We start from the raw sequence: 19,229 nt of genomic DNA, 5'->3' as shown, positions 1-19,229 counted from the left end.
TCAGCCGTCCCCCGCGTCTCTTTGTAGTTGAGGAGCCTTCATGACATATCGTCCGCCCGTTCGCGACATGGCTTACACATTGAATGAGGTCGCGGGCCTTGATGGTTTGATGGGCACCGGCCCCTTCGCGGACCTTTCGGCGGACCTCGTGGAATCCGTGATGGAAGAGGGGGCGAAGCTTGCGGCGGATGTCCTGGCCCCCTTGAACCGCTCGGGCGATGCCGAAGGCGTCAAGCTGAATAACCAAGACGTTTCAGTACCTTCGGGCTTTGCTGATGCCTACCGCAAATGGGTGGAGGGCGGCTGGGGCAGCCTCGCAGCCACGCCGGATTTCGGCGGACAGGGCCTGCCCGTGGCGCTCTCCGTCGCCATGCAGGAAATGTGGAATGCGGCCTGCCTTTCCTTCGGCCTCTGCCCGATCCTCAGCCAGGGCGCCATCGAAGCGCTGACGGCTCATGGCACCGAGGAACAGAAGAAACTCTACCTCCCCAAGCTCATCTCGGGCGAGTGGACCGGCACCATGAACCTCACTGAGCCGCAGGCGGGCTCCGACCTTAATGCCTTGAAGGCAAAGGCCGTTCCGCAGGGCGATGGCACCTATCGCATCACCGGCACCAAGATTTTCATCACCTATGGCGATCACGACATGGCGGAAAACATCGTCCATCTCGTCCTCGCCCGCCTGCCCGATGCGCCTGCGGGCACCAAGGGCATCTCGCTCTTCCTCGTGCCGAAGTTCCTCGTCAATGAAGACGGCTCTCTCGGGAGCCGCAACGATGCTTTCTGCATCGGCCTTGAAGAGAAACTCGGCATTCATGGCAGCCCCACCTGCGTCATGTCCTATGGCGAAAGGGAAGGCGCCATCGGCACGCTGATCGGTCAGGAAAACCGCGGCCTCGCCTGCATGTTCACGATGATGAACAACGCCCGTCTTCTTGTCGGCACGCAGGGCGTGGCCATCGCGGAAGCCGCCTATCAGCACGCGCTGGACTACGCGAAAGAACGCAAGCAGGGCCGCCCCGCAGGATCGGATCTTCCGCTTGGTGAAATGGCACCCATCATCGAACATCCCGATATCCGCCGTATGCTGCTCACCATGAAATCGCTGACGGATGCATCGCGTGCGATCTGCTACGCAACCGCCGTCGCGATCGATTCTGCACATGCTGGCGACACCGGGGATAAGCGCAGTGCCGCTCAGGCCCGCGCCGATCTCCTGACCCCCATCGCAAAATCCTTCTCCACCGATATCGGTGTCGAGGTGGCCTCCATCGGCGTGCAGATTCACGGCGGCATGGGCTTCATCGAGGAAACGGGCGCGGCGCAGTTCCTGCGCGATGCGCGCATCCTGCCGATCTATGAAGGCACCAATGGCATTCAGGCAATCGACCTTGTGACGCGCAAATTGCCGCTCGGAAATGGCGATGTCGCGCGTGCTTTCATTGCTGAAATGCGGGACACGGCGCGAGAGGCGCGCTCATCGAACGACAAGGTTCTGACGGGCATCGGTGCGGCGCTCGACGATGCGCTCGACACGCTGGACAAGGCGACGGACTACATGCTCGCAAAGGTGAAGTCTGCCACGAACGATTGCCTTGCGGGCGCAACGCCTTACCTCCGCCTCTTCGGTACGGCGGCAGGCGGGCATTACCTTGCTCGCGCGGCGCTCGGCGGCAAGGCGGCATCGCGCCTCGAAATTGCGCAGTTTTATGCGGCGAATGTGTTGCCTGCCGTGCACGGCCTTCTTGCCCCGGCGACGGCAGGAGCGGAGAGCCTGATGGCAGGCGACTCCGCCGTTTTTGCAGACTGAGAAGCCTCTTTCCGCAGCGTCAGGCTGGCATGGTGAAAGGCCGGTTTGACCTCGCTTCGCCCTGCGCCTATCACGGACGGGTGCCGCGCGAGTTTCCGTGCGCGCCCGTTCGAGAGTTCACATGTCCGATATTTCCCAGGCACCCATAGAAAGTCGCGGTCTGCGTTATCCCTTCGACAGGGTGCCGGAGCCGGCTGAAATGATGGAAGCCGCGCCGGGCATCTGGTGGGTGCGGATGCCGCTTCCCTTTCAGCTCGACCATATCAATCTCTGGCTTCTGGAAGACGGCGACGGCTGGACGGTTGTGGATACAGGCGTTGCCTCCGATGAGGTCAAGGCGCTCTGGCGCGAGATTTTCAAGACGGGTCTGCGCGGCAAGCCGGTCACCGGCCTCGTCGTCACCCATCTCCACCCCGATCATGTCGGCCTTGCGGGCTGGTTCAGCCGTAAATGGGGCGTCGACCTCCAGATGTCGCGGACCGACTTCCTGATGTGCCGCAATCTTGTCCTCGATACGGGCCGCGATGCACCGCAGGAAGCCCTCGATTTTTACCGCGCCGCCGGTTTCAGCGATCGTGGCGTCGAAAGTTATCGCAAGCGGTTCGGCGGCTTCGGTCAGCGGGTTTCGCGACTGCCCGATATCTTCCGCCGTCTGCGTGAGGGAGATGAATTGAGTGTCGGCGGGCGTACATGGCGCGTCGTCGTCGGCTCCGGCCATGCCCCCGAGCATGTCTGCCTCTATTGCGAGGAAGATCGCATCCTGATTTCCGGCGATCAGGTGCTCCCGAGGATATCTTCGAATATCAGTGTCCATCCGACCGAAGCTTATGAAAACCCGCTTCAGGAGTGGATCGACAGCTGCAAGCGCATCCGCGAAAACCTGCCCAATGATGTCCTCGTTCTGCCCGCACACAACGAGCCTTTCTACGGTCTTCACGAGCGTCTGACGCAGCTCATCGACGGGCACGAGGAGGGGCTTGCCAAGCTCCTCGACATGCTGGACGAGCCGAAGCGCGCAATTGATGTTTTTCCCGCTCTTTTCAAGCGCAAGATCGGCCCGGAAGTCTTTTTCATGGCAACAGGCGAAAGCCTCGCCCACCTGAATTGCCTGCTGGGACGGGGCCTTGCGACAGTGCGCCGCGACGAGAAGGGCGTGGACTGGTACAGCCGCGCCTGAAGCCCGCTTTGCCATGTGCTAGGCTGGGAAAATGACCACGCTTCTCGTCACCCATTCCGCCTGCCTTGAGCACGAAACGCCACCCGGCCATCCCGAATGCGCGGACCGGTTGCGCGCGGTGCTGGGCGCGCTCGAAGCAGAAGAATTCGCGCTGCTCCAGCGTGTAGAGGCACCGCGCGCGACACGTGAACAGATCGCTCGCGTCCACCCCGAAAGCCATATCGACTTCATCGAAGGGTCGGTGCCGCAGGAGGGCTTCCGACGCATCGACGCCGATACCTCGATGTCGCCGGGCTCGCTTGAAGCGGCTTATCGTGCGGCGGGCGCCGTCGTTCATGCGGTGGATGAGGTTATGGCAGGGAGCGCCCGCAACGGCTTCTGCGCGGTGCGCCCGCCGGGGCATCACGCCGAGCCCGAAACCGCCATGGGCTTCTGTCTTTTCAACAACATAGCCATTGGCGCGCTCCATGCGCGCGAAGTGCATGGCTGTGAGCGTGTCGCCGTGCTCGATTTCGACGTCCATCACGGCAATGGCACGCAAGCCGCCTTCGAGATAGACCCCTCGCTTCTCTACATCTCGACCCATCAATGGCCGCTCTATCCGGGCACGGGCCGGGCAAGTGAGCACGGGCTCGGTAATATCTATAATCGCTGCCTGCAGCCCGGCGCGGGATCCGGGGAGTTCCGGGCCGCGATGTCGGATTCGGTTATCCCCACCATCGAGATGTTTCGCCCCGATTTCATCTTCATTTCGGCGGGTTTCGATGCGCATATGGCGGACCCGATGGCCAATTTACAGCTCACCGACGAAGACTTCGGCTGGGCGACTGCCGAACTTGTGAAAGCAGCCGGCAGGCTCTGTGGAGGCCGCGTTGTTTCTGCCCTTGAGGGCGGATATGACTTGAAAGCACTGGCGGCGAGCGCCGCAGCTCACGTGAAAGCGCTGATGCTCACCGCCTGAAGACCTGAGAACGATGCGCGAGAGGAGACGAACATGTCCGCCGCCAAAGCCGACGCCCATAAGGACATCGAGAAGCTGAGCTTCGAGGAAGCGCTTGCGCAACTCGAAAAGATTGTAAGCCAGCTCGAATCCGGCAGCGCCGAACTGGAAAAATCCATTGATCTCTATGAGCGCGGCACGGCGCTGAAGGCGCATTGCGAGGCCCGCCTCAAGGCGGCCGAAGCGAAAATCGATAAGATCAGTCTGTCCTCTTCCGGTGAGCCTTCAGGCACCGAGCCTCTGGATGTGGGCTGAGCACCCGCCGCCGATGAGTTTTTCCCCCGGTACGACACAATCATTTGAAGCCGCGCTTTCGGCCACGGCGGAAGACGTCGCCAGGACGCTCGACCGTCTGCTGCCGCGCACCGAAGGGCCCGAAGGTCGTGTGGCCGAGGCCATGCGCTATGCGGCGCTTGGCGGCGGCAAGAGGTTCCGTCCCTTTCTCGTTTGCCAGAGCGCGTCGCTTTTCGGTGTGTCGGCAGATGCCGCGCTCCGGGCGGCGGCGGCCGCCGAATGCGTGCATATCTATTCGCTTGTCCATGACGATCTCCCGGCCATGGATGATGACGACATTCGCCACGGCTTGCCCTCGACGCACCGGGAGTATGACGAGGCGACCGCCATACTCGCAGGCGACGCGCTCCTTACGCTTGCCTTCGACATTCTCGCGGACCCCGAGACCCATGAACGTGCGCGCGTCCGGGTGGAGCTTGTGCGCCGTCTGGCGCATGCCGCGGGCGCACATGGCATGGTGGGGGGGCAGATGATCGATCTTGCCAGCGAGGGCAGGGAACTCGACATTGGCGGCATCACTCGCCTCCAGCAATTGAAGACAGGGGCGCTGATCTCCTTCTGTTGCGAGGCAGGCGCGGTTCTTGGCCGCGCTTCGGCGGAGGCCGATCACGCGCTTCACGCCTACGCACACGATATGGGCCTTGCCTATCAGATCGCGGATGACCTGCTCGATGCCGAAAGCGATGCCCAAACGCTGGGCAAGACGGTCGGAAAAGATGCAGCCGCAGGCAAGGCGACCTTTGTTTCGATCATGGGTGTGGATCGCGCACGCGGACAGGCTCGGATGCTTGCCGATCAGGCTATCCAACATCTTGATTTATTTGACGAAAGAGCCGACCTTTTGCGTCAGGCTGCGCATTTCGTTATAACGCGCCGCAACTGAGAGACGTGAATGGCACACGATTTTCCGGCTCTCGTTTCAGGGCCGGATTCCGGCCATATCGGGCCCATGGCGGCCGAGGTGAGTGTTGACCAGAAGTCCTGCCACCCCCCTTCTTGACCGGGTAAAAATACCGGCGGATCTCCGCGCGCTCGACGAAGCCGATTTGCGTCAGCTTGCCGACGAGCTGCGCCTGGAGGTGATCGACGCCGTCTCGCAGACCGGGGGACATCTCGGCGCGGGTCTTGGCGTGGTCGAGCTCACGGTCGCGCTGCACTACGTCTTCAACACCCCGGATGACCGGATCATCTGGGATGTCGGCCATCAGGCCTATCCGCACAAGATTCTGACCGGCCGCCGCGACCGTATCCGCACGTTGCGTCAGAGCGAGGGCCTCTCCGGCTTCACCAAGCGCGCCGAAAGCGACTACGACCCCTTCGGGGCCGCTCATTCCTCGACGTCTATTTCGTCGAGCCTCGGCATGGCTGTCGCTCGCGACCTCAAGGGTGGGGACAACAACGTCATCGCCGTGATCGGTGATGGTGCCATGTCTGCGGGCATGGCTTACGAGGCGATGAACAATGCCGGCTCAATGGACAGCCGTCTCGTCATTATCCTGAACGACAACGACATGTCGATTGCGCCGCCCGTCGGCGCCATGAGCGCCTATCTCGCGCGACTGCTCTCGGGCGGTACCTACCGTTCCATGCGCCATCTCGGCAAGCAGCTCGCGAAGCTCCTGCCGAAGCGTCTTGAGGAAAGCGCGCGGCGCGCCGAGGAATATGCGCGCGGCATGGCAATGGGCGGCACGCTCTTCGAGGAGCTGGGTCTTTATTATGTCGGTCCGATAGACGGGCATAACCTCGACCATTTGCTGCCCGTCCTGAAGAATGTGCGCGACGCGGAAGGTCCGGTTCTCATTCATGTTGTGACCCAGAAAGGCAAGGGCTACGCGCCTGCCGAAGCGGCCGAGGATAAATATCACGGCGTCTCGAAATTCGACGTGGTCACGGGCGCGCAGGCGAAGGCGAAGGCCAATGCGCCGAGCTATACAAAGGTCTTCGCGGAAGCGCTCGTCGCACACGCGGAACAGGACGACAAGATCGTCGCGGTCACGGCAGCCATGCCTTCTGGCACGGGCCTCGATCTGTTCGGTGAAAAGTTCCCCACGCGCACTTTCGATGTCGGCATTGCCGAGCAGCATGGAGTGACTTTCGCCGCAGGCCTCGCCGCGGAAGGTTTCAAGCCTTTTGCCGCCATTTATTCGACTTTCCTGCAACGCGCCTACGATCAGGTCGTGCACGATGTTGCAATCCAGCGCCTGCCGGTGCGTTTTGCGATTGATCGCGCGGGGCTCGTCGGCGCCGACGGTCCCACTCATGCAGGCTCCTTCGATGTGACCTATCTTGCCTGTTTGCCCGGGTTTGTCGTGATGGCGGCAGCGGACGAGGCGGAGTTGAAGCACATGGTTGCGACGGCGGTTGCCATCGACGACCGTCCGTCCTCCTTCCGTTATCCCAGGGGCGAGGGTGTCGGCGTCGAGATGCCGGTGATCGGCACACCGCTCGAAATCGGCAAGGGCCGCGTTCTGCGCGAAGGCTCGAAGGTGGCGATCCTCTCGCTCGGCACACGTCTCGCCGAAGCCTTGAAGGCGGCGGATCATCTGGCCGCGCTTGGTCTTTCGACAACGGTCGCAGATGCGCGCTTCGCCAAACCGCTGGATGAGGATCTGATCGCCCGCCTCGCGCGCGAGCATGAAGTGCTGATTACGGTGGAAGAGGGCTCCATCGGTGGTTTTTCCAGCCATGTGCTGGATTTCCTTGCCCGCTCCGGCGCGCTTGATCGCGGCTTGAAGGTGCGGCCCATGGCAATGCCCGACATCTTCATCGATCAGGACAAGCCCGAGAAGATGTATGACGCCGCGGGGCTCAATGCGGCCCAGATCGCGGAGACGGCCGTGGCGGCTCTCGGCCTTGAACGGCAGATCGCGGATTTGCGCGAGCTTGCGCCGCAATCCTTGCCGAAGCTCGTCTGAGCCTCTCCATGCATAGCGGGAAAATGCGCCTCGACCTCGCACTGGTCGAACGGGGATTTGTTGCGACGCGTACGCGCGCACAGGCTGCAATCAAGGCCGGCCAGGTCTGCCTGCGGGGACAACTCGCCTCGAAGCCCTCCGACATGGTTGGACCGGCAGATGAGATTGAAATGGAGGCGGCGGAGCGCGAATACGTCTCGCGCGGTGCGCTGAAACTCCTTCACGCGCTTGATGCTTTCGGCCTCGATCCCTCGGGCGAGATTTGCGTTGATCTTGGTGCATCCACCGGCGGCTTCACGCAGGTTCTTCTGGAGCGAGGCGCGGCATCCGTTGTTGCCGTGGATGTGGGGCATGGCCAGCTTGCACGGGAAGTCGCGGAAGACGGCCGTCTGCGCTCGCTTGAGGGTTTGAACGCGCGCGATCTCACGCGTGAAACGATCCCCGAAGCCTTCTCTTTCATCGTCGCGGATCTGAGTTTTATCGGCCTTCAAAAAGCGTTGCCCCCGGCACTCGTTCTCGCCGAGCCGGGCGCGACCCTCGTGGCGCTTGTCAAACCGCAATTCGAGGCGGGTCCGCAGAATGTCGGCAAGGGCGGCATCGTGCGCGATTCAGCACTGCACGAGCGGGTATGCGAGGATATCTCGGCCTGGTTGTCGGATGAAATGAACTGGCAGGTTCTCGGCGTAACGCCGAGCCCCATCGAAGGTGGCGATGGCAATCGCGAATTCCTCATAGCGGCGCGCAAACATGGCTGAGATCGATATCGACATTCATGCGCTCGGCGCGCAGGCCGATGGCCTCGCCGACGTTGAAGGCGAAACGCTCTACGTTCCTTACGTGCTGCCGGGTGAGCGTGTCCGTGTTGCGACTGAAGGGGGAGGGCGCGCTTCTCTCCTGAAGATCGTCACGCCCTCACCGGAACGTGTCTCACCTGCCTGCCGTCATTTCATGCGCTGCGGCGGATGCTCGATCCAGCAACTGGCGCCTGCCGGCTATGCGGTCTGGAAGCGCGAGCAGGTGGAGGCGGCTTTGCGCGCGCGCGGGATCGAAACCGAGGTCGCACCGCTTCTTCTTACTGCACCGCGAAGCCGCCGCCGCGCCACCTTCGCGGCTACGCGCACAAAAAAAGGCGTGACAGTGGGCTACTACGAACGTGGAAGCCACGAGATCGTCGCCATTTCCGAATGTCCGCTGGTTGTCCCCGAAATCGAGCAATTCGTGGCGCGATTGGGTGAGCTGGTCTTGCCGGGTCTTTCGCGCCGCACCCGGGCTTCCATTCTCGTTACCTCGACCTTGAATGGCCTCGACGTCGCCGTCACGGGCGGCAAGCCGCTCGATGGACCGTTGCGCGCAGAGCTCGGGCAACGTGCACAGGCCGCGAATGTTGCGCGTCTTTCATGGGATGATGAAATCCTCGCCGAGCGGCGTCTGCCCGAGATCGACCTGTCCGGTCTGCGTGTTGGTTTGCCGGTGAAAGGGTTTCTTCAGCCGACAGCAGAAGGGGAGACGGCGCTTGTACGTCTCGTGCGTGAAGGTGTGGGCCGCGCACGCCATGTCGTTGATCTCTTTGCCGGGTGCGGAACTTTTTCGGCCGCACTGGCGGGCGGCGCCTCGGTTCATGCCGTCGAAGGAGAAAAAAAAGCCCTTGCCGCGTTGGAGCGCGCCGTACATCGGCAAGGGCCGGATCTCGGCCTGAAGCCCGTGACCATCGAGACACGGGATCTCGCACGCCGTCCGCTGCTGGCGGATGAGTTGAAGAAATTCGATGCCATCGTTATCGATCCGCCGCGTGCTGGCGCATTTGCTCAGGCTGAAGAGATCGCAAGATCGGATGTGCCGCTTGTCGTTTCGGTTTCCTGCAATCCGGCGACCTTCGCCCGCGATGCACGAGCACTTCTCGACGGGGGATATCGTCTTGAGGGGGTGACGCCCATCGACCAGTTCCTCTGGTCGGCACATGTCGAACTGGTGGGGATATTCCGGCGCGCTTGAGCGCTGTCAGATATCGCGTGGAAGGTGCTGGCGAGCCGCCCCTTCGACCTCTTCCGGCCGCGTGTCGAGCGTCGAAAGTTTTACGACGACTTCCATGGAAGAAGGCGCATTCCAGCAGCGGTACATGTAGCGCTGAAAGATACTCGCGTTCGGCGCATTTTCTACCGCCGTATTCAGTGGCCGGCGCAAGGTGATGTGAAGATCGGCATTGCGGATCATTCGGATATATCGCTCGACGATGGTCACATCCGCAATCGCGTTCCACGGCAGCAGGCCCAGCCGGTCAAGTGTGATCCCGGCCGGAGAGATGGCCAGCGCCTTGCGGTTCTTCCTGACAAAGGGCCAGTGATAGACGGCCACCCCGGCAGAGAGACCCGCAGCGACAAGGGAAATAAGCGGCGCGCGCGGAACTCCGAAAAGAACGATGCCGAAGGCGATCATCAGACCGCCATAGACGATGCCTTCGCCCTTTTGTTTCACGTACTGAGCGGACAGGTAGTCCTGCTCACTCATGGGGTGTGCCCTTCGCCGACCTGTGCGCGATGGCGCAGCCAGTGGTCTGCGAGGACGCAGGCCATCATCGCCTCGCCCACGGGTACAGCGCGAATGCCGACGCAGGGGTCGTGCCGGCCCTTGGTCACGATTTCCGTCTCTTCGCCACCCTTGGTCACCGTCTTGCGAGGGGCAAGGATCGAGGAAGTGGGCTTTACCGCGAAGCGCGCTACAACATCTTGCCCCGTGGATATCCCGCCGAGAATACCGCCCGCATGGTTCGACGAGAAGGCAAGGCCGTGATTGGTGGATTGCATTTCGTCGGCGTTTTCCTCGCCGGAGAGTGCTGCCGCCGCGAAGCCTTCGCCGATCTCGACACCCTTCACCGCATTGATGCTCATCATCGCACCCGCAAGGTCGGCATCCAGTTTGCCATAGATCGGCGCGCCGAGGCCCACGGGAACGCCCGAGGCCACAACTTCGATCACCGCGCCACAGGATGATCCCGCCTTGCGCACACCGTCGAGATAGGTCTCCCATTTTGCGGCAGCCGTCTTGTCCGGGCACCAGAAAGGATTGTTTTCGGTTTCTTCCCAGTCCCAGTTCGCACGATCGATCTTGTGCGGACCCATCTGCACAAGCGCGCCGCGAATGCTGACGCCGGGCAGCATGGCGCGCGCGATGCCCGCCGCCGCGACGCGCGCTGCCGTCTCGCGCGCGGAGGAGCGTCCGCCGCCGCGATGGTCGCGAATGCCGTATTTGGAGAAATAGGTGAAGTCGGCATGACCTGGCCTGAATTTCTCGACGATATCCCCGTAGTCCTTCGAGCGCTGATCGACATTCTCGATCATCAGCGAAATCGGCGTACCGGTGGTGAGTTCGATGCCGTCTTCGACAAAAGTACCCGACAGGATTTTCACGGCATCGGGCTCGCGCCGCTGCGTCGTGAAGCGCGATGTGCCGGGCCGCCGCCGGTCAAGCCAGTGCTGGATATCCTCCGCCTTCACCGGAATCCGGGGCGGTGCGCCGTCGATCACGCAGCCGAGCGCCGGCCCATGGCTTTCGCCCCAGGTCGTGACACGGAAGAGATGACCGAACGTATTATGCGACATGGCTGTCCGTCTGGCCTTGAAAGGCCTGCCTCAAGCTGTGAACCGGCAGGAACAATACAGGAGATTGTCAGACGATGCTCATATCCGGCGCATCTTCGGCCTTCATGCCCACGACATGGTAGCCCGCATCGACATGATGGACTTCGCCTGTAACGCCCGAACTGAGATCGGAGAGGAGGTAGAGCGCGGTATTGCCCACCTCGTCGATAGTGACCGTGCGCTTCAGAGGCGAGTTGAGTTCGTTCCACTTCAGGATGTAGCGGAAGTCGCCGATACCTGAGGCTGCAAGCGTCTTGATCGGCCCGGCAGAAACGGCATTGACGCGGATATTGTTTCGTCCCAGGTCGACGGCGAGATAGCGCACGCTTGCTTCGAGCGCGGCCTTCGCCACACCCATCACGTTGTAGTGGGGGATAACCTTCTCGGAACCGTAATAGGTAAGCGTAACGATGGAGCCGCCGTCCGGCATCAGCTTCTCGGCGCGCTGTGAGAGCGCGGCAAACGAGTAGCAGGAGATGGCCATGGTGGCGGTGAAGTTGTCCAGCGTCGTATCGACGTAGCGTCCGTCGAGCTCGTCCTTGTTCGAATAGGCGATGGCGTGAACGAAGAAATCGATCTTGCCCCATTCCTTCGAGAGACGTTCGAAGAGCGCGTCCATGCTCGCGGCGTCGGTAACGTCGCAGGGCAGAACGAGCGTCGAGCCGACCGATTCCGCGAGCGGGAAAACACGCTTCTGCAGCGCTTCGCCCTGATAGGTGAACGCGATTTCAGCGCCCTGCTCGGCGCAGGCCTTGGCAATACCCCACGCGATGGAGCGATTATTCGCAACGCCCATGATAAGGCCGCGCTTGCCCTTCATCAGGCTGCCCTTCACGACCGGGCTCGTGCTGGTGATGGCTTCGCTCATCGTTTCCCCGTGAACTGTCTTGGCCGAAAATCGAGCCGCATCCTACACAAAAGCCCCTACCGGTCTAACAAAAAAGCCGTGCGGCAAGGATGGGCTTTCTTCACGATTCGTGTCGATTCGTGACCGTTCAGTTTTCCGAAAAACCCTTGCGTGGATTGTGCTTGAGGCCGGCGGCCCAGCCTGACGCAAAGTCCTTGAGGGCGGGGTCCGAAACGTCCGGGAGTGTGAGCGAGAGGGTAATATATTGATCGCCGCGGGTTGCGGCGCCTTCCTCAGGAAGCCCTTTTCCCCTGAGTCTCAGCCTCGTGCCTGAATTGGAGCCTGCAGGGATCGTCAGCGTCACCGGGCCGGCAACAGTCGGCACCTCCACCTTCGCGCCGAGTACGGCTTCCGGCAGCGTGACGGGCAGGGTGAGGTGGATATCCGCACCTTCCCTCGCAAAATGGGGATGTGCCGCGACATCGACGATGACGATGGCATCGCCCGGTGCTGCGCCACCATGGCCTTCGCTGCCCTGACCGCGCATGCGGATTTTCCCGCCATCCGTGGTGCCGGGGGGAACGGCAAGCTCGACAGTCCGCCCGTCGGCGAGTTTCACACGCTTTCGTGCACCGTTTGCCGCCTCGAGAAAGCTGACGGAAAGACGATAGCTGCGGTCTTCCCCGCGAGCACGAAAAACGCGCTTCCCTGCATTCTTGATGCCCTCGAAGAGCTCGGAGAAGACGTCGTCTTGTGCATCTTGCGCAGCAACTGAAGGAGAAGCGGTTTCCTCAAAGGCGGGTTCCCGTCGCCGCTGAGCGGCTTCGCTCAACCGCTCCGCTTCGAAAAGGCGGCGCGATGCCTCGTCCTTGAGCTGATTATAGGCGGCCGTCACTTCCTGAAAACGGGCATGAAGTGCAGCCGATCCGCCTCGCGTATCGGGGTGCAATTCTTTCGCAAGCCTGCGATAGGCCGCCTTTATATCCGCATTGCTTGCGCCGGGGCCAACGCCCAGGACTTCATATGGATTGCGCAAGGGCGCTACTCCCAAACCGCTGAAGAACGCAGATTAGGTGAGCCGCTATACGAATTGGTTAAGGCGCCCCATGGTCGAGCCGGTCGAATTCGGCGGGCGTGGGCGGTGGAGTGGTACGGGAAAGCGCGGCATCGGCCTCGCTGGGCGGCGGGGGGCCGGGCAGGCTGGGGACGAGCAGCGTTAACCTTTGAAGGGCCTGCTCGTGGCCGACGCGCGCAGCCAGCGCGTACCAGCCAAGGGCCCGGGCAGGGTCGTTCTCCACCCCGAGGCCCTTTTCATACATCACGCCGAGATTGTACCGCGCCGCAGGAACGCCAGCGATGGCGGCAGCATGAAACCAGAAGGAAGCCGTCTTGTAGTCCCGTTCGATACCATCGCCTTCGAGATACATGAAGGCGGTGTTCAACTGTGCGGATACGAGGCCGCCGCGCGCCGCCCGTTCGTAGAAATAGAGCGCTCGGGCGGGATCGCGGGCAACGCCACGCCCTTCGCGAAAGAGAAGGGCGACATTGCGCATGGCTGCGAGGTCGTCCTGCTGCGCGAGCGGGAGCCAGATTTCGTAGGCTTTGCTGAAGTCACCCGCATCATAGGCGGCAACGCCCTCGCTAAAGCGAGCTTTTTGCTCCGCTTCGGAGGGCGCAACCTGACGAAGACCCTCATCGACCGTAACGCCGGGCGCTGCGTGCAGGGGCGAGAGGTGAAGGGCGAAAAGAAGGACCGGCAACACAAGGCCGGACGAGAGGGCGGGCCGAAGAAAACTCATGATAAACGGCCCGCCCCCGCGATTTTGTCAGTTCTGGATCTGCCAGGAGCCATCCGCCTGTCGGCACGCCGTGCCATGTGCCTGCTCGCTGCGTCCGTCGATATAAACAGTCTGCGTATACTCGCGGCAATTGTAATTGCCCTGCTGGTAGGCAGGCTGCGGCGTCACCGTACCATAATGGCCGGAATCCGGGTTCTGCCAGCGAACCGGCTGACCCGACCGGCCGTTTTCAAGCGTGTTGTAGGTTGTCTGGCTCATATACTGCCGGTCGGCGCGGTCGAGCGACTTGCCGATCTCGCCGCCGAGGAAGGCGCCAAGCAGCACACCGGCGCCCGTTGCCCAGAGCTGGCCCGATCCGCCGCCGATTTGCGAGCCCGCGAGGCCGCCCGCGACTGCGCCGCCGACCGTGCCGACGGTCTGTTTGTTGATGCCGCCACCATTGCCATACATGCTCTGGTCACAAGCAGCGAGCGAGAGCGCCATCGCCCCGATGGCCAATCCCTGAACGAATTTCATAACGATCAATCCTGTGCTTTGGTCGCCCCCAAGCGATATAAGACTTACCTATATAGAAGTGCGATTGTGGCAAGATTGGAGCGGAGCCCCGTGGCAAAAAGCGCAGAAAACAGCGCTTTTTGACTGAGGGTCGCGAAGTGGACGAAGCATGACGGACGTAAAGGCCGAGGCGGACGAGAACCGGATTTTCGACGGTGAGGAGCCGATTGCGCTGTTTCACGCGTGGATGGCGCTCGCGCGCGAGAAGGAACCGGAGGATGCGAACGCCATGGCGCTGGCGACGGCGGACAAGGACGGCTTTCCCGATGTGCGGATGGTGCTGCTGAAGGACGTGGACGAGCGCGGCTTTGTTTTCTACACCAACCTCGAAAGCATCAAGGGACTGGAATTAAAGGAAAATCCGGCCGCCGCGCTGTGTTTCCACTGGAAGAGCCTGCGCCGTCAGGTGCGCGTTCGCGGCGAGGTTGTCCCCGTCAGCGAGGAAGAGGCGGACGCCTATTTTGCCTCGCGCGCGAAGGACAGCCAGATCGGTGCATGGGCCTCGAAGCAATCGCGCCCGCTGGAAACCCGTTTCGAGCTGGAGAAGCAAGTCGCTGTTTTTACAGCAAAATTCGCCCTCGGGAAGGTGCCGAGACCCCCTCACTGGTCTGGCTTCCGTATCGTGCCGCGACGGATCGAGTTCTGGCGCGACCGGCCTTTCAGATTGCATGACCGCCTTGTTTTCAAAAGGGAATCCGGCGCGACCCGGTGGCAAACCGAGAAACTCTACCCCTGACTGTCATCGTAATGTCATCAAACCGTTACAAATGCCGGGAGGCAGGCTGCGCATGAGCGCCCCAGAGATTACCGGCGAGACCACGGACGCAGCCGGCACAAAAAAAGTAATCCCCCCAAATGCACAAACCGGCGTCGCGCCGGAATATGAGCGGCTGATGCGGCGCGCGACGCTCGCGGCCGTGGCGGTCGCCGTCGTGCTGATCGCGCTGAAGGGCGTCGTCTATTGGTACACCGGCTCCATCGCCATGCTGGGTACGCTGACCGACTCGCTGCTCGACGGGGCGGCCTCCCTGCTCAACCTCTTCGCCGTGCGCGCCTCGCTTGCACCCGCTGACCTCGAACATCGCTTCGGCCACGGCAAGGCCGAAGCGTTGGCGGGGCTCGGCCAGTCGATCTTCATTTTTGGATCGGCCGGCTACATCACCTTCGAGGCGATCACGAGGCTGATGAACCCCGAACCTGTGAATTACTCAGGCGCGGGCATCGCGGTGGTCGTCATTGCCATTGGACTGACGCTCGCGCTCGTCGCCTATCAGCGCCACGTGGTGAGCCAGACGCGCTCGCTCGCCATCGAGGCGGACTCGATCCATTACCGCGGCGACTTGCTGATGAACCTTTCGGTGATCGCGGCGCTGGTGCTGTCGGGTTTTCTCGGCCTTCACTGGGCGGACCCCGTTTTCGGCATCGTGATTGCGGCGCTTATTGCATGGAGCGCGGCGAAGATCGTGATGAACGCATTCAACCAGCTCATGGACCGTGAGTTCTCCGAAGAGGACCGCGAGCGCATAAAGGATATCGTGCGCCAGCATTCGGAAGTGGTGAACCTGCACGAACTGAAGACGCGCACATCGGGTGTCTACAGTTTCATCCAGTTTCACCTGGAACTCGACGGCAAGATGACGCTGACGGAAGCGCATCGCATTTCCGACGAAGTCGAGAAGGATGTGATGGCGGCCTTCCCCGGCTCGGAAGTCATCATCCATCAAGACCCGGCAGGCAGCGAAAAGCTCACCCGGTTCCAGCGCGCTTGAGAAAACGGACGGAATATTGACCGATAGAAGCGAGAACGAGGCGCTGCTCGGCTTTCTTGAAAGCGGCGATGCCCACGGTCTTGGCGCGAACGAGACGGTGACGCATATCGAGACCCATGCCTCGCATGTGTTCCTTGCAGGCGCGCGCGCCTACAAGATGAAGAAGCCGGTGAAGTTCACCTTCCTCGACTTCTCGACGCTGGAAAAGCGGAAAGCTGCCTGCGAACACGAGGTGGAACTGAATCGCCGCACGGCGCCGGATATCTATCTCGGCGTGACGCCGGTGCGCCGCAGGGGCGGGGATTTCGTCATCGGCGGCGATGAGGGCGAGGCAGTCGAATATCTCGTGGAGATGAAACGCTTTGGCGGCGAGGGGCTTCTCGCGACGCTGGCGGAGAAAGGCGCGCTCGACCTTTCGGCGGTAACGGAGCTTGCCGTGAATGTCGCTGCCTTCCACGGCAAGGCCGAGGTGACGCCCGATTTTGGCGGCGCGGCGGGCACGGCAAGCATCGTCGCGGGCAGCGCGGAGGATATGAAGCCCGTCGCCGGAACCGTGCTCGACGCGGAGAAGGTGCGGCGCGTGACGGCGCTGAGCGAGGCGCTGATCGAAAGACATGCCGCGCTTCTCGATGAACGCCGCAAGGCCGGATATGTGCGCCACTGCCACGGCGACCTTCACCTCGGTAATGTGACGATGGTGGAGGGTCACCCCGTCATTTTCGACTGCATCGAATTCGACGACCGGCTGGCGCGGATCGATGTGCTTTACGATCTCGCCTTTCTGCTGATGGACCTCGCCTTTCGCGCCGGGCGCGATGCGCGGCTCGCGGGTTTTGCGGCCCGTGCGCTCAACACCTGGCTCGACAGTCTCCGTGAGGAGGATATCGGGCCTGCGATCCGGGGGCTTGCGCTGCTGCCGCTCTTCGTTTCCATGCGCGCGGTGGTGCGCGCCAAGGTGACGGCGGTGCAGGTGAACGGCGAAGGCGACGAGAAGAAGCGGGACAATGAGAAACGGGAAAAGGCGCGCGCCTATCTCGACTTTGCCTTGAAGGCGCTGGAAGAAACGCAGCCGCTTCTCGTTGCCATAGGGGGACTTTCGGGCACGGGGAAGTCAACCGTGGCGAAGGAAATTGTCACGAGGATTGGCGGCCCGCTCGGTGCGGTGCATCTGAGGAGCGATATTATTCGCAAACGGATGTTTGGTGCCGGTCCCCTCGACCGCCTGCCGGACGGTGCCTATGCGCCGGGCGTGGGTAACAGGGTTTATGAGGAAATGCACACACTCGCGCGCAAGGCGCTGGAAGCCGGACGGAGCGTGGTGACGGATGCCGTCTTTGCGCGGGAAGAGGAGCGCCTCGCCGTCGCAGAACTGACATCCGGGACAGATGCGCGATTTCGCGGGCTCTGGCTCGAAGCACCGGCGGAGGTGCTGGAGGAACGCGTCGCGGCACGCGAAAGGGAAGGGCGCGATCCCTCCGATGCGGGCATCGAAGTGCTGCGCAAGCAGCTTGCCTATGATCCAGGCAAAATGACATGGGCGCGGGTGGACGCATCGGGCACGCCGGGGGAGGTGCTGGAAGAGGCACTGGATTCTGTCGACATGACGGCGGATTGAGGGAAGATTGCCCCTCTGGTGACCCAATACCCGCAGGTTGTCACTTGACAACCAAATCGAATTCCCTATCATTCCATGAGGCAATATGGCCGGACGATCGCGCCATCCGCACAAGGATATCGAACAGGCTATTCGCCACGCGGAAGAGGCCGGCTGGACCTTCGTGAAGGGAAGGGGGCACTGCTTCGGCTATCTGCGCTGCCCCTGGAACGACGAGACCTGCCGGTGTGGCGAGTTCTGCCAGTTTTCGATCTGGAGTACGCCGCGATCCGCAGAGAACCACGCGAGGCAGATCCGGCGTTTGATCGATCATTGCAAATACATGCAGGACAGCAGGGAATAGCGGGAAAAGACGATGTCCGTTTATGAGTTCGAGTTGATCTTTTCTCTCGTGGCGCCTTTCGGCGATCCCGACGACATCGTCAATGCGTTGTTCGAGGCAGGCTGCGACGATGCGATTGTCGGTGTGGGCAAGCGGGACAGAATTGCCCTGAGCTTCTCGCGGGATGCGGCAAGCGCCGGGCAGGCAATGGCGTCGGCATGGCGCGAGGTTCGCGAGGCCCTGCGCGGCGCGGAGCTGGTCGAGGCAAAGCCCGACCTCGTCAATCTCAGCGATATGGCCGAGATGCTGGGCTATACGCGGCAGAACATGCAGAAATATGCAGCCGGCAAGGACGTTTCATTCCCGCATCCGGTTCATGTGGGCGCGCCGGATGTCTGGCACCTCTATGATGTCCTTCTTTGGCTTCGCGATGAAAAGGGCGTGGCGGTGGAGGGGGAACTGCTCGAAGCCTCGCTTGCCGCGGCGGAGATCAATGCGCGGCTTCAGAGCGAGCGGTTGGCCGTGCAGCAGCGCCGGGTCGCCGTGTAGCTCCGCAACCGCTGGCGCATAGGGGGCGCTTCCTCTAGATTGCGGCCATGACACAAATTGACAATGCAGAGCGCAAGACACTGATCCTGACCGGTGCGAGCCGGGGCATCGGCCATGCGACGGTAAAGCGCTTTTCGAGCGCGGGCTGGCGCGTGATCACCTGTTCGCGTCATCCTTTCCCGGAGGACTGCCCCTGGGAAGCGGGCCCGGAAGATCACATCCAGGTGGACCTTGCCGATGTGAAGAATACGGAAGCCGCCATTGCCGAGATGCGCGAGCGGCTGAAGGATCAGGGTGGCCGGCTGAACGCGCTGGTGAACAATGCGGCGATTTCGCCCAAGGGAACGGGCGGCTCCCGGCTCGGCGTTTTCGATACGGATGTCGATACCTGGACGCAGGTCTTTCAGGTGAATTTCTTTGCGCCGGTGATGCTGGCGCGCGGCCTCGTGGAAGAGCTGAAAGCGGCGCAGGGGTCGGTCGTCAACGTGACCTCGATCGCGGGCGAGCGCGTACACCCCTTCGCAGGCTCCGCCTATGCGACCTCGAAAGCGGCGCTCGCCGCGCTGACGCGCGAAATGGCATCCGAGTTCGGACGGCTCGGCGTGCGCGTGAACGCGATTGCGCCCGGCGAGATCGACACGGCGATATTGTCGCCGGGGACGGACAAGATCGTCGCCGAAATTCCGATGCAGCGCCTCGGCACGCCCGAGGAAGTGGCGCGGACGATCTATTTTCTGTGTACGGATCAGTCGAGCTACGTCAACGGCACCGAAATCCAGATCAATGGCGGCCAGCACGTTTGAGTCTGCGACGACGGTCCCACCTACCCTCCCCTCGGGGAGGGTCAAACGGCCCTTTCTCAACTTGTCCACGAAACACGGTCGAAAGCAGGCCGTTTGGGGCGGGGTGACATTTTTGGGTGTGGTGGCGTTCAAAACTCTC

General features: G+C 62.0%; 20 protein-coding genes. 14 read left to right on the top strand and 6 right to left on the bottom strand.

Annotation, left to right across the window (positions count from 1 at the left end):
- The first annotated feature begins 40 nt into the window (after positions 1–40).
- The 8 genes from ABJO61_RS07550 (at position 41) to ABJO61_RS07515 (ending at position 9,188) form a co-directional block, all read left to right on the top strand.
- Positions 41–1,810 (top strand): acyl-CoA dehydrogenase, encoded by a 1,770-nt coding sequence (locus tag ABJO61_RS07550; RefSeq protein WP_348327691.1) that lies wholly within the window; start codon positions 41–43, stop codon positions 1,808–1,810.
- Positions 1,811–1,931: 121 nt separating this feature from the next.
- A complete protein-coding gene (locus ABJO61_RS07545; protein WP_348330967.1) occupies positions 1,932–2,987 on the top strand; it encodes an MBL fold metallo-hydrolase in 1,056 nt (351 codons plus the stop codon).
- A gap of 31 nt (positions 2,988–3,018) precedes the next feature.
- A complete protein-coding gene (locus ABJO61_RS07540) occupies positions 3,019–3,948 on the top strand; it encodes a histone deacetylase family protein (RefSeq protein ID WP_348327697.1) in 930 nt (309 codons plus the stop codon).
- Positions 3,949–3,981: 33 nt separating this feature from the next.
- On the top strand, positions 3,982–4,242 hold the full coding sequence (locus ABJO61_RS07535) for an exodeoxyribonuclease VII small subunit (protein ID WP_348327700.1): 261 nt from the start codon (positions 3,982–3,984) through the stop codon (positions 4,240–4,242).
- Positions 4,243–4,255: 13 nt separating this feature from the next.
- Positions 4,256–5,164 carry a polyprenyl synthetase family protein gene (locus tag ABJO61_RS07530; protein WP_348327703.1) on the top strand — a complete coding sequence of 303 codons (909 nt, stop codon included), beginning with the start codon at positions 4,256–4,258 and terminating at the stop codon, positions 5,162–5,164.
- Between the two features lie 85 nt (positions 5,165–5,249).
- Complete coding sequence (dxs, locus tag ABJO61_RS07525; protein ID WP_348327939.1) at positions 5,250–7,196, top strand: 1-deoxy-D-xylulose-5-phosphate synthase; 1,947 nt, start codon at positions 5,250–5,252, stop codon at positions 7,194–7,196.
- Positions 7,197–7,204: 8 nt separating this feature from the next.
- On the top strand, positions 7,205–7,951 hold the full coding sequence (locus tag ABJO61_RS07520) for a TlyA family RNA methyltransferase (RefSeq protein ID WP_348327706.1): 747 nt from the start codon (positions 7,205–7,207) through the stop codon (positions 7,949–7,951).
- On the top strand, positions 7,944–9,188 hold the full coding sequence (locus tag ABJO61_RS07515; RefSeq protein WP_348327709.1) for a class I SAM-dependent RNA methyltransferase: 1,245 nt from the start codon (positions 7,944–7,946) through the stop codon (positions 9,186–9,188). The genes ABJO61_RS07520 and ABJO61_RS07515 overlap by 8 nt, the downstream gene beginning before the upstream one ends.
- Before the next feature lie 6 nt (positions 9,189–9,194).
- Here the strand turns inward: ABJO61_RS07515 and ABJO61_RS07510 are convergent, their stop codons facing one another.
- From ABJO61_RS07510 to ABJO61_RS07485, 6 genes are all read right to left on the bottom strand, one after another.
- Positions 9,195–9,701 carry a hypothetical protein gene (locus tag ABJO61_RS07510; protein ID WP_348327712.1) on the bottom strand — a complete coding sequence of 169 codons (507 nt, stop codon included), beginning with the start codon at positions 9,699–9,701 and terminating at the stop codon, positions 9,195–9,197.
- Complete coding sequence (gene aroC, locus ABJO61_RS07505) at positions 9,698–10,792, bottom strand: chorismate synthase (RefSeq protein ID WP_348327714.1); 1,095 nt, start codon at positions 10,790–10,792, stop codon at positions 9,698–9,700. The genes ABJO61_RS07510 and aroC overlap by 4 nt, the downstream gene beginning before the upstream one ends.
- 67 nt (positions 10,793–10,859) lie before the next feature.
- Positions 10,860–11,699, bottom strand: coding sequence for an enoyl-ACP reductase FabI (gene fabI, locus ABJO61_RS07500; RefSeq protein WP_348327717.1), 840 nt, complete (start codon positions 11,697–11,699; stop codon positions 10,860–10,862).
- Between the two features lie 127 nt (positions 11,700–11,826).
- The gene (locus tag ABJO61_RS07495; protein ID WP_348327721.1) at positions 11,827–12,714 is read right to left on the bottom strand and encodes a DnaJ C-terminal domain-containing protein; all 888 of its coding nucleotides are present in this window, start codon (positions 12,712–12,714) and stop codon (positions 11,827–11,829) included.
- Between the two features lie 58 nt (positions 12,715–12,772).
- Positions 12,773–13,477 carry a tetratricopeptide repeat protein gene (locus ABJO61_RS07490; protein ID WP_348327724.1) on the bottom strand — a complete coding sequence of 235 codons (705 nt, stop codon included), beginning with the start codon at positions 13,475–13,477 and terminating at the stop codon, positions 12,773–12,775.
- 27 nt (positions 13,478–13,504) lie between these two features.
- Positions 13,505–13,993, bottom strand: coding sequence for an RT0821/Lpp0805 family surface protein (locus ABJO61_RS07485; RefSeq protein ID WP_348327727.1), 489 nt, complete (start codon positions 13,991–13,993; stop codon positions 13,505–13,507).
- Between the two features lie 148 nt (positions 13,994–14,141).
- On the opposite strand from ABJO61_RS07485, the gene pdxH reads away from it, so the two are divergent.
- The 6 genes from pdxH (at position 14,142) to ABJO61_RS07455 (ending at position 19,090) form a co-directional block, all read left to right on the top strand.
- Positions 14,142–14,768: a pyridoxamine 5'-phosphate oxidase gene (gene pdxH / locus ABJO61_RS07480; protein WP_348327730.1), complete on the top strand. Its 627-nt coding sequence runs from the start codon at positions 14,142–14,144 to the stop codon at positions 14,766–14,768.
- 52 nt (positions 14,769–14,820) lie between these two features.
- Positions 14,821–15,801, top strand: a complete 981-nt coding sequence (locus ABJO61_RS07475) for a cation diffusion facilitator family transporter (RefSeq protein WP_348327732.1) — start codon at positions 14,821–14,823, stop codon at positions 15,799–15,801.
- A gap of 16 nt (positions 15,802–15,817) precedes the next feature.
- Positions 15,818–17,416, top strand: a complete 1,599-nt coding sequence (locus ABJO61_RS07470; protein WP_348327735.1) for an AAA family ATPase — start codon at positions 15,818–15,820, stop codon at positions 17,414–17,416.
- 85 nt (positions 17,417–17,501) lie between these two features.
- Positions 17,502–17,759, top strand: a complete 258-nt coding sequence (locus ABJO61_RS07465; protein WP_348327738.1) for a hypothetical protein — start codon at positions 17,502–17,504, stop codon at positions 17,757–17,759.
- Positions 17,760–17,771: 12 nt separating this feature from the next.
- On the top strand, positions 17,772–18,287 hold the full coding sequence (locus ABJO61_RS07460; RefSeq protein WP_348327741.1) for a DNA-binding protein: 516 nt from the start codon (positions 17,772–17,774) through the stop codon (positions 18,285–18,287).
- Between the two features lie 47 nt (positions 18,288–18,334).
- On the top strand, positions 18,335–19,090 hold the full coding sequence (locus ABJO61_RS07455) for an SDR family oxidoreductase (protein WP_348327744.1): 756 nt from the start codon (positions 18,335–18,337) through the stop codon (positions 19,088–19,090).
- The last annotated feature ends 139 nt before the right edge of the window (positions 19,091–19,229 follow it).

The organism is Parvibaculum sp. (assembly GCF_039973015.1).
GTDB lineage: Bacteria > Pseudomonadota > Alphaproteobacteria > Parvibaculales > Parvibaculaceae > Parvibaculum.
Note: the sequence above shows the minus strand (reverse complement) of the source record. Positions and strands in the feature narration are given on the sequence as shown.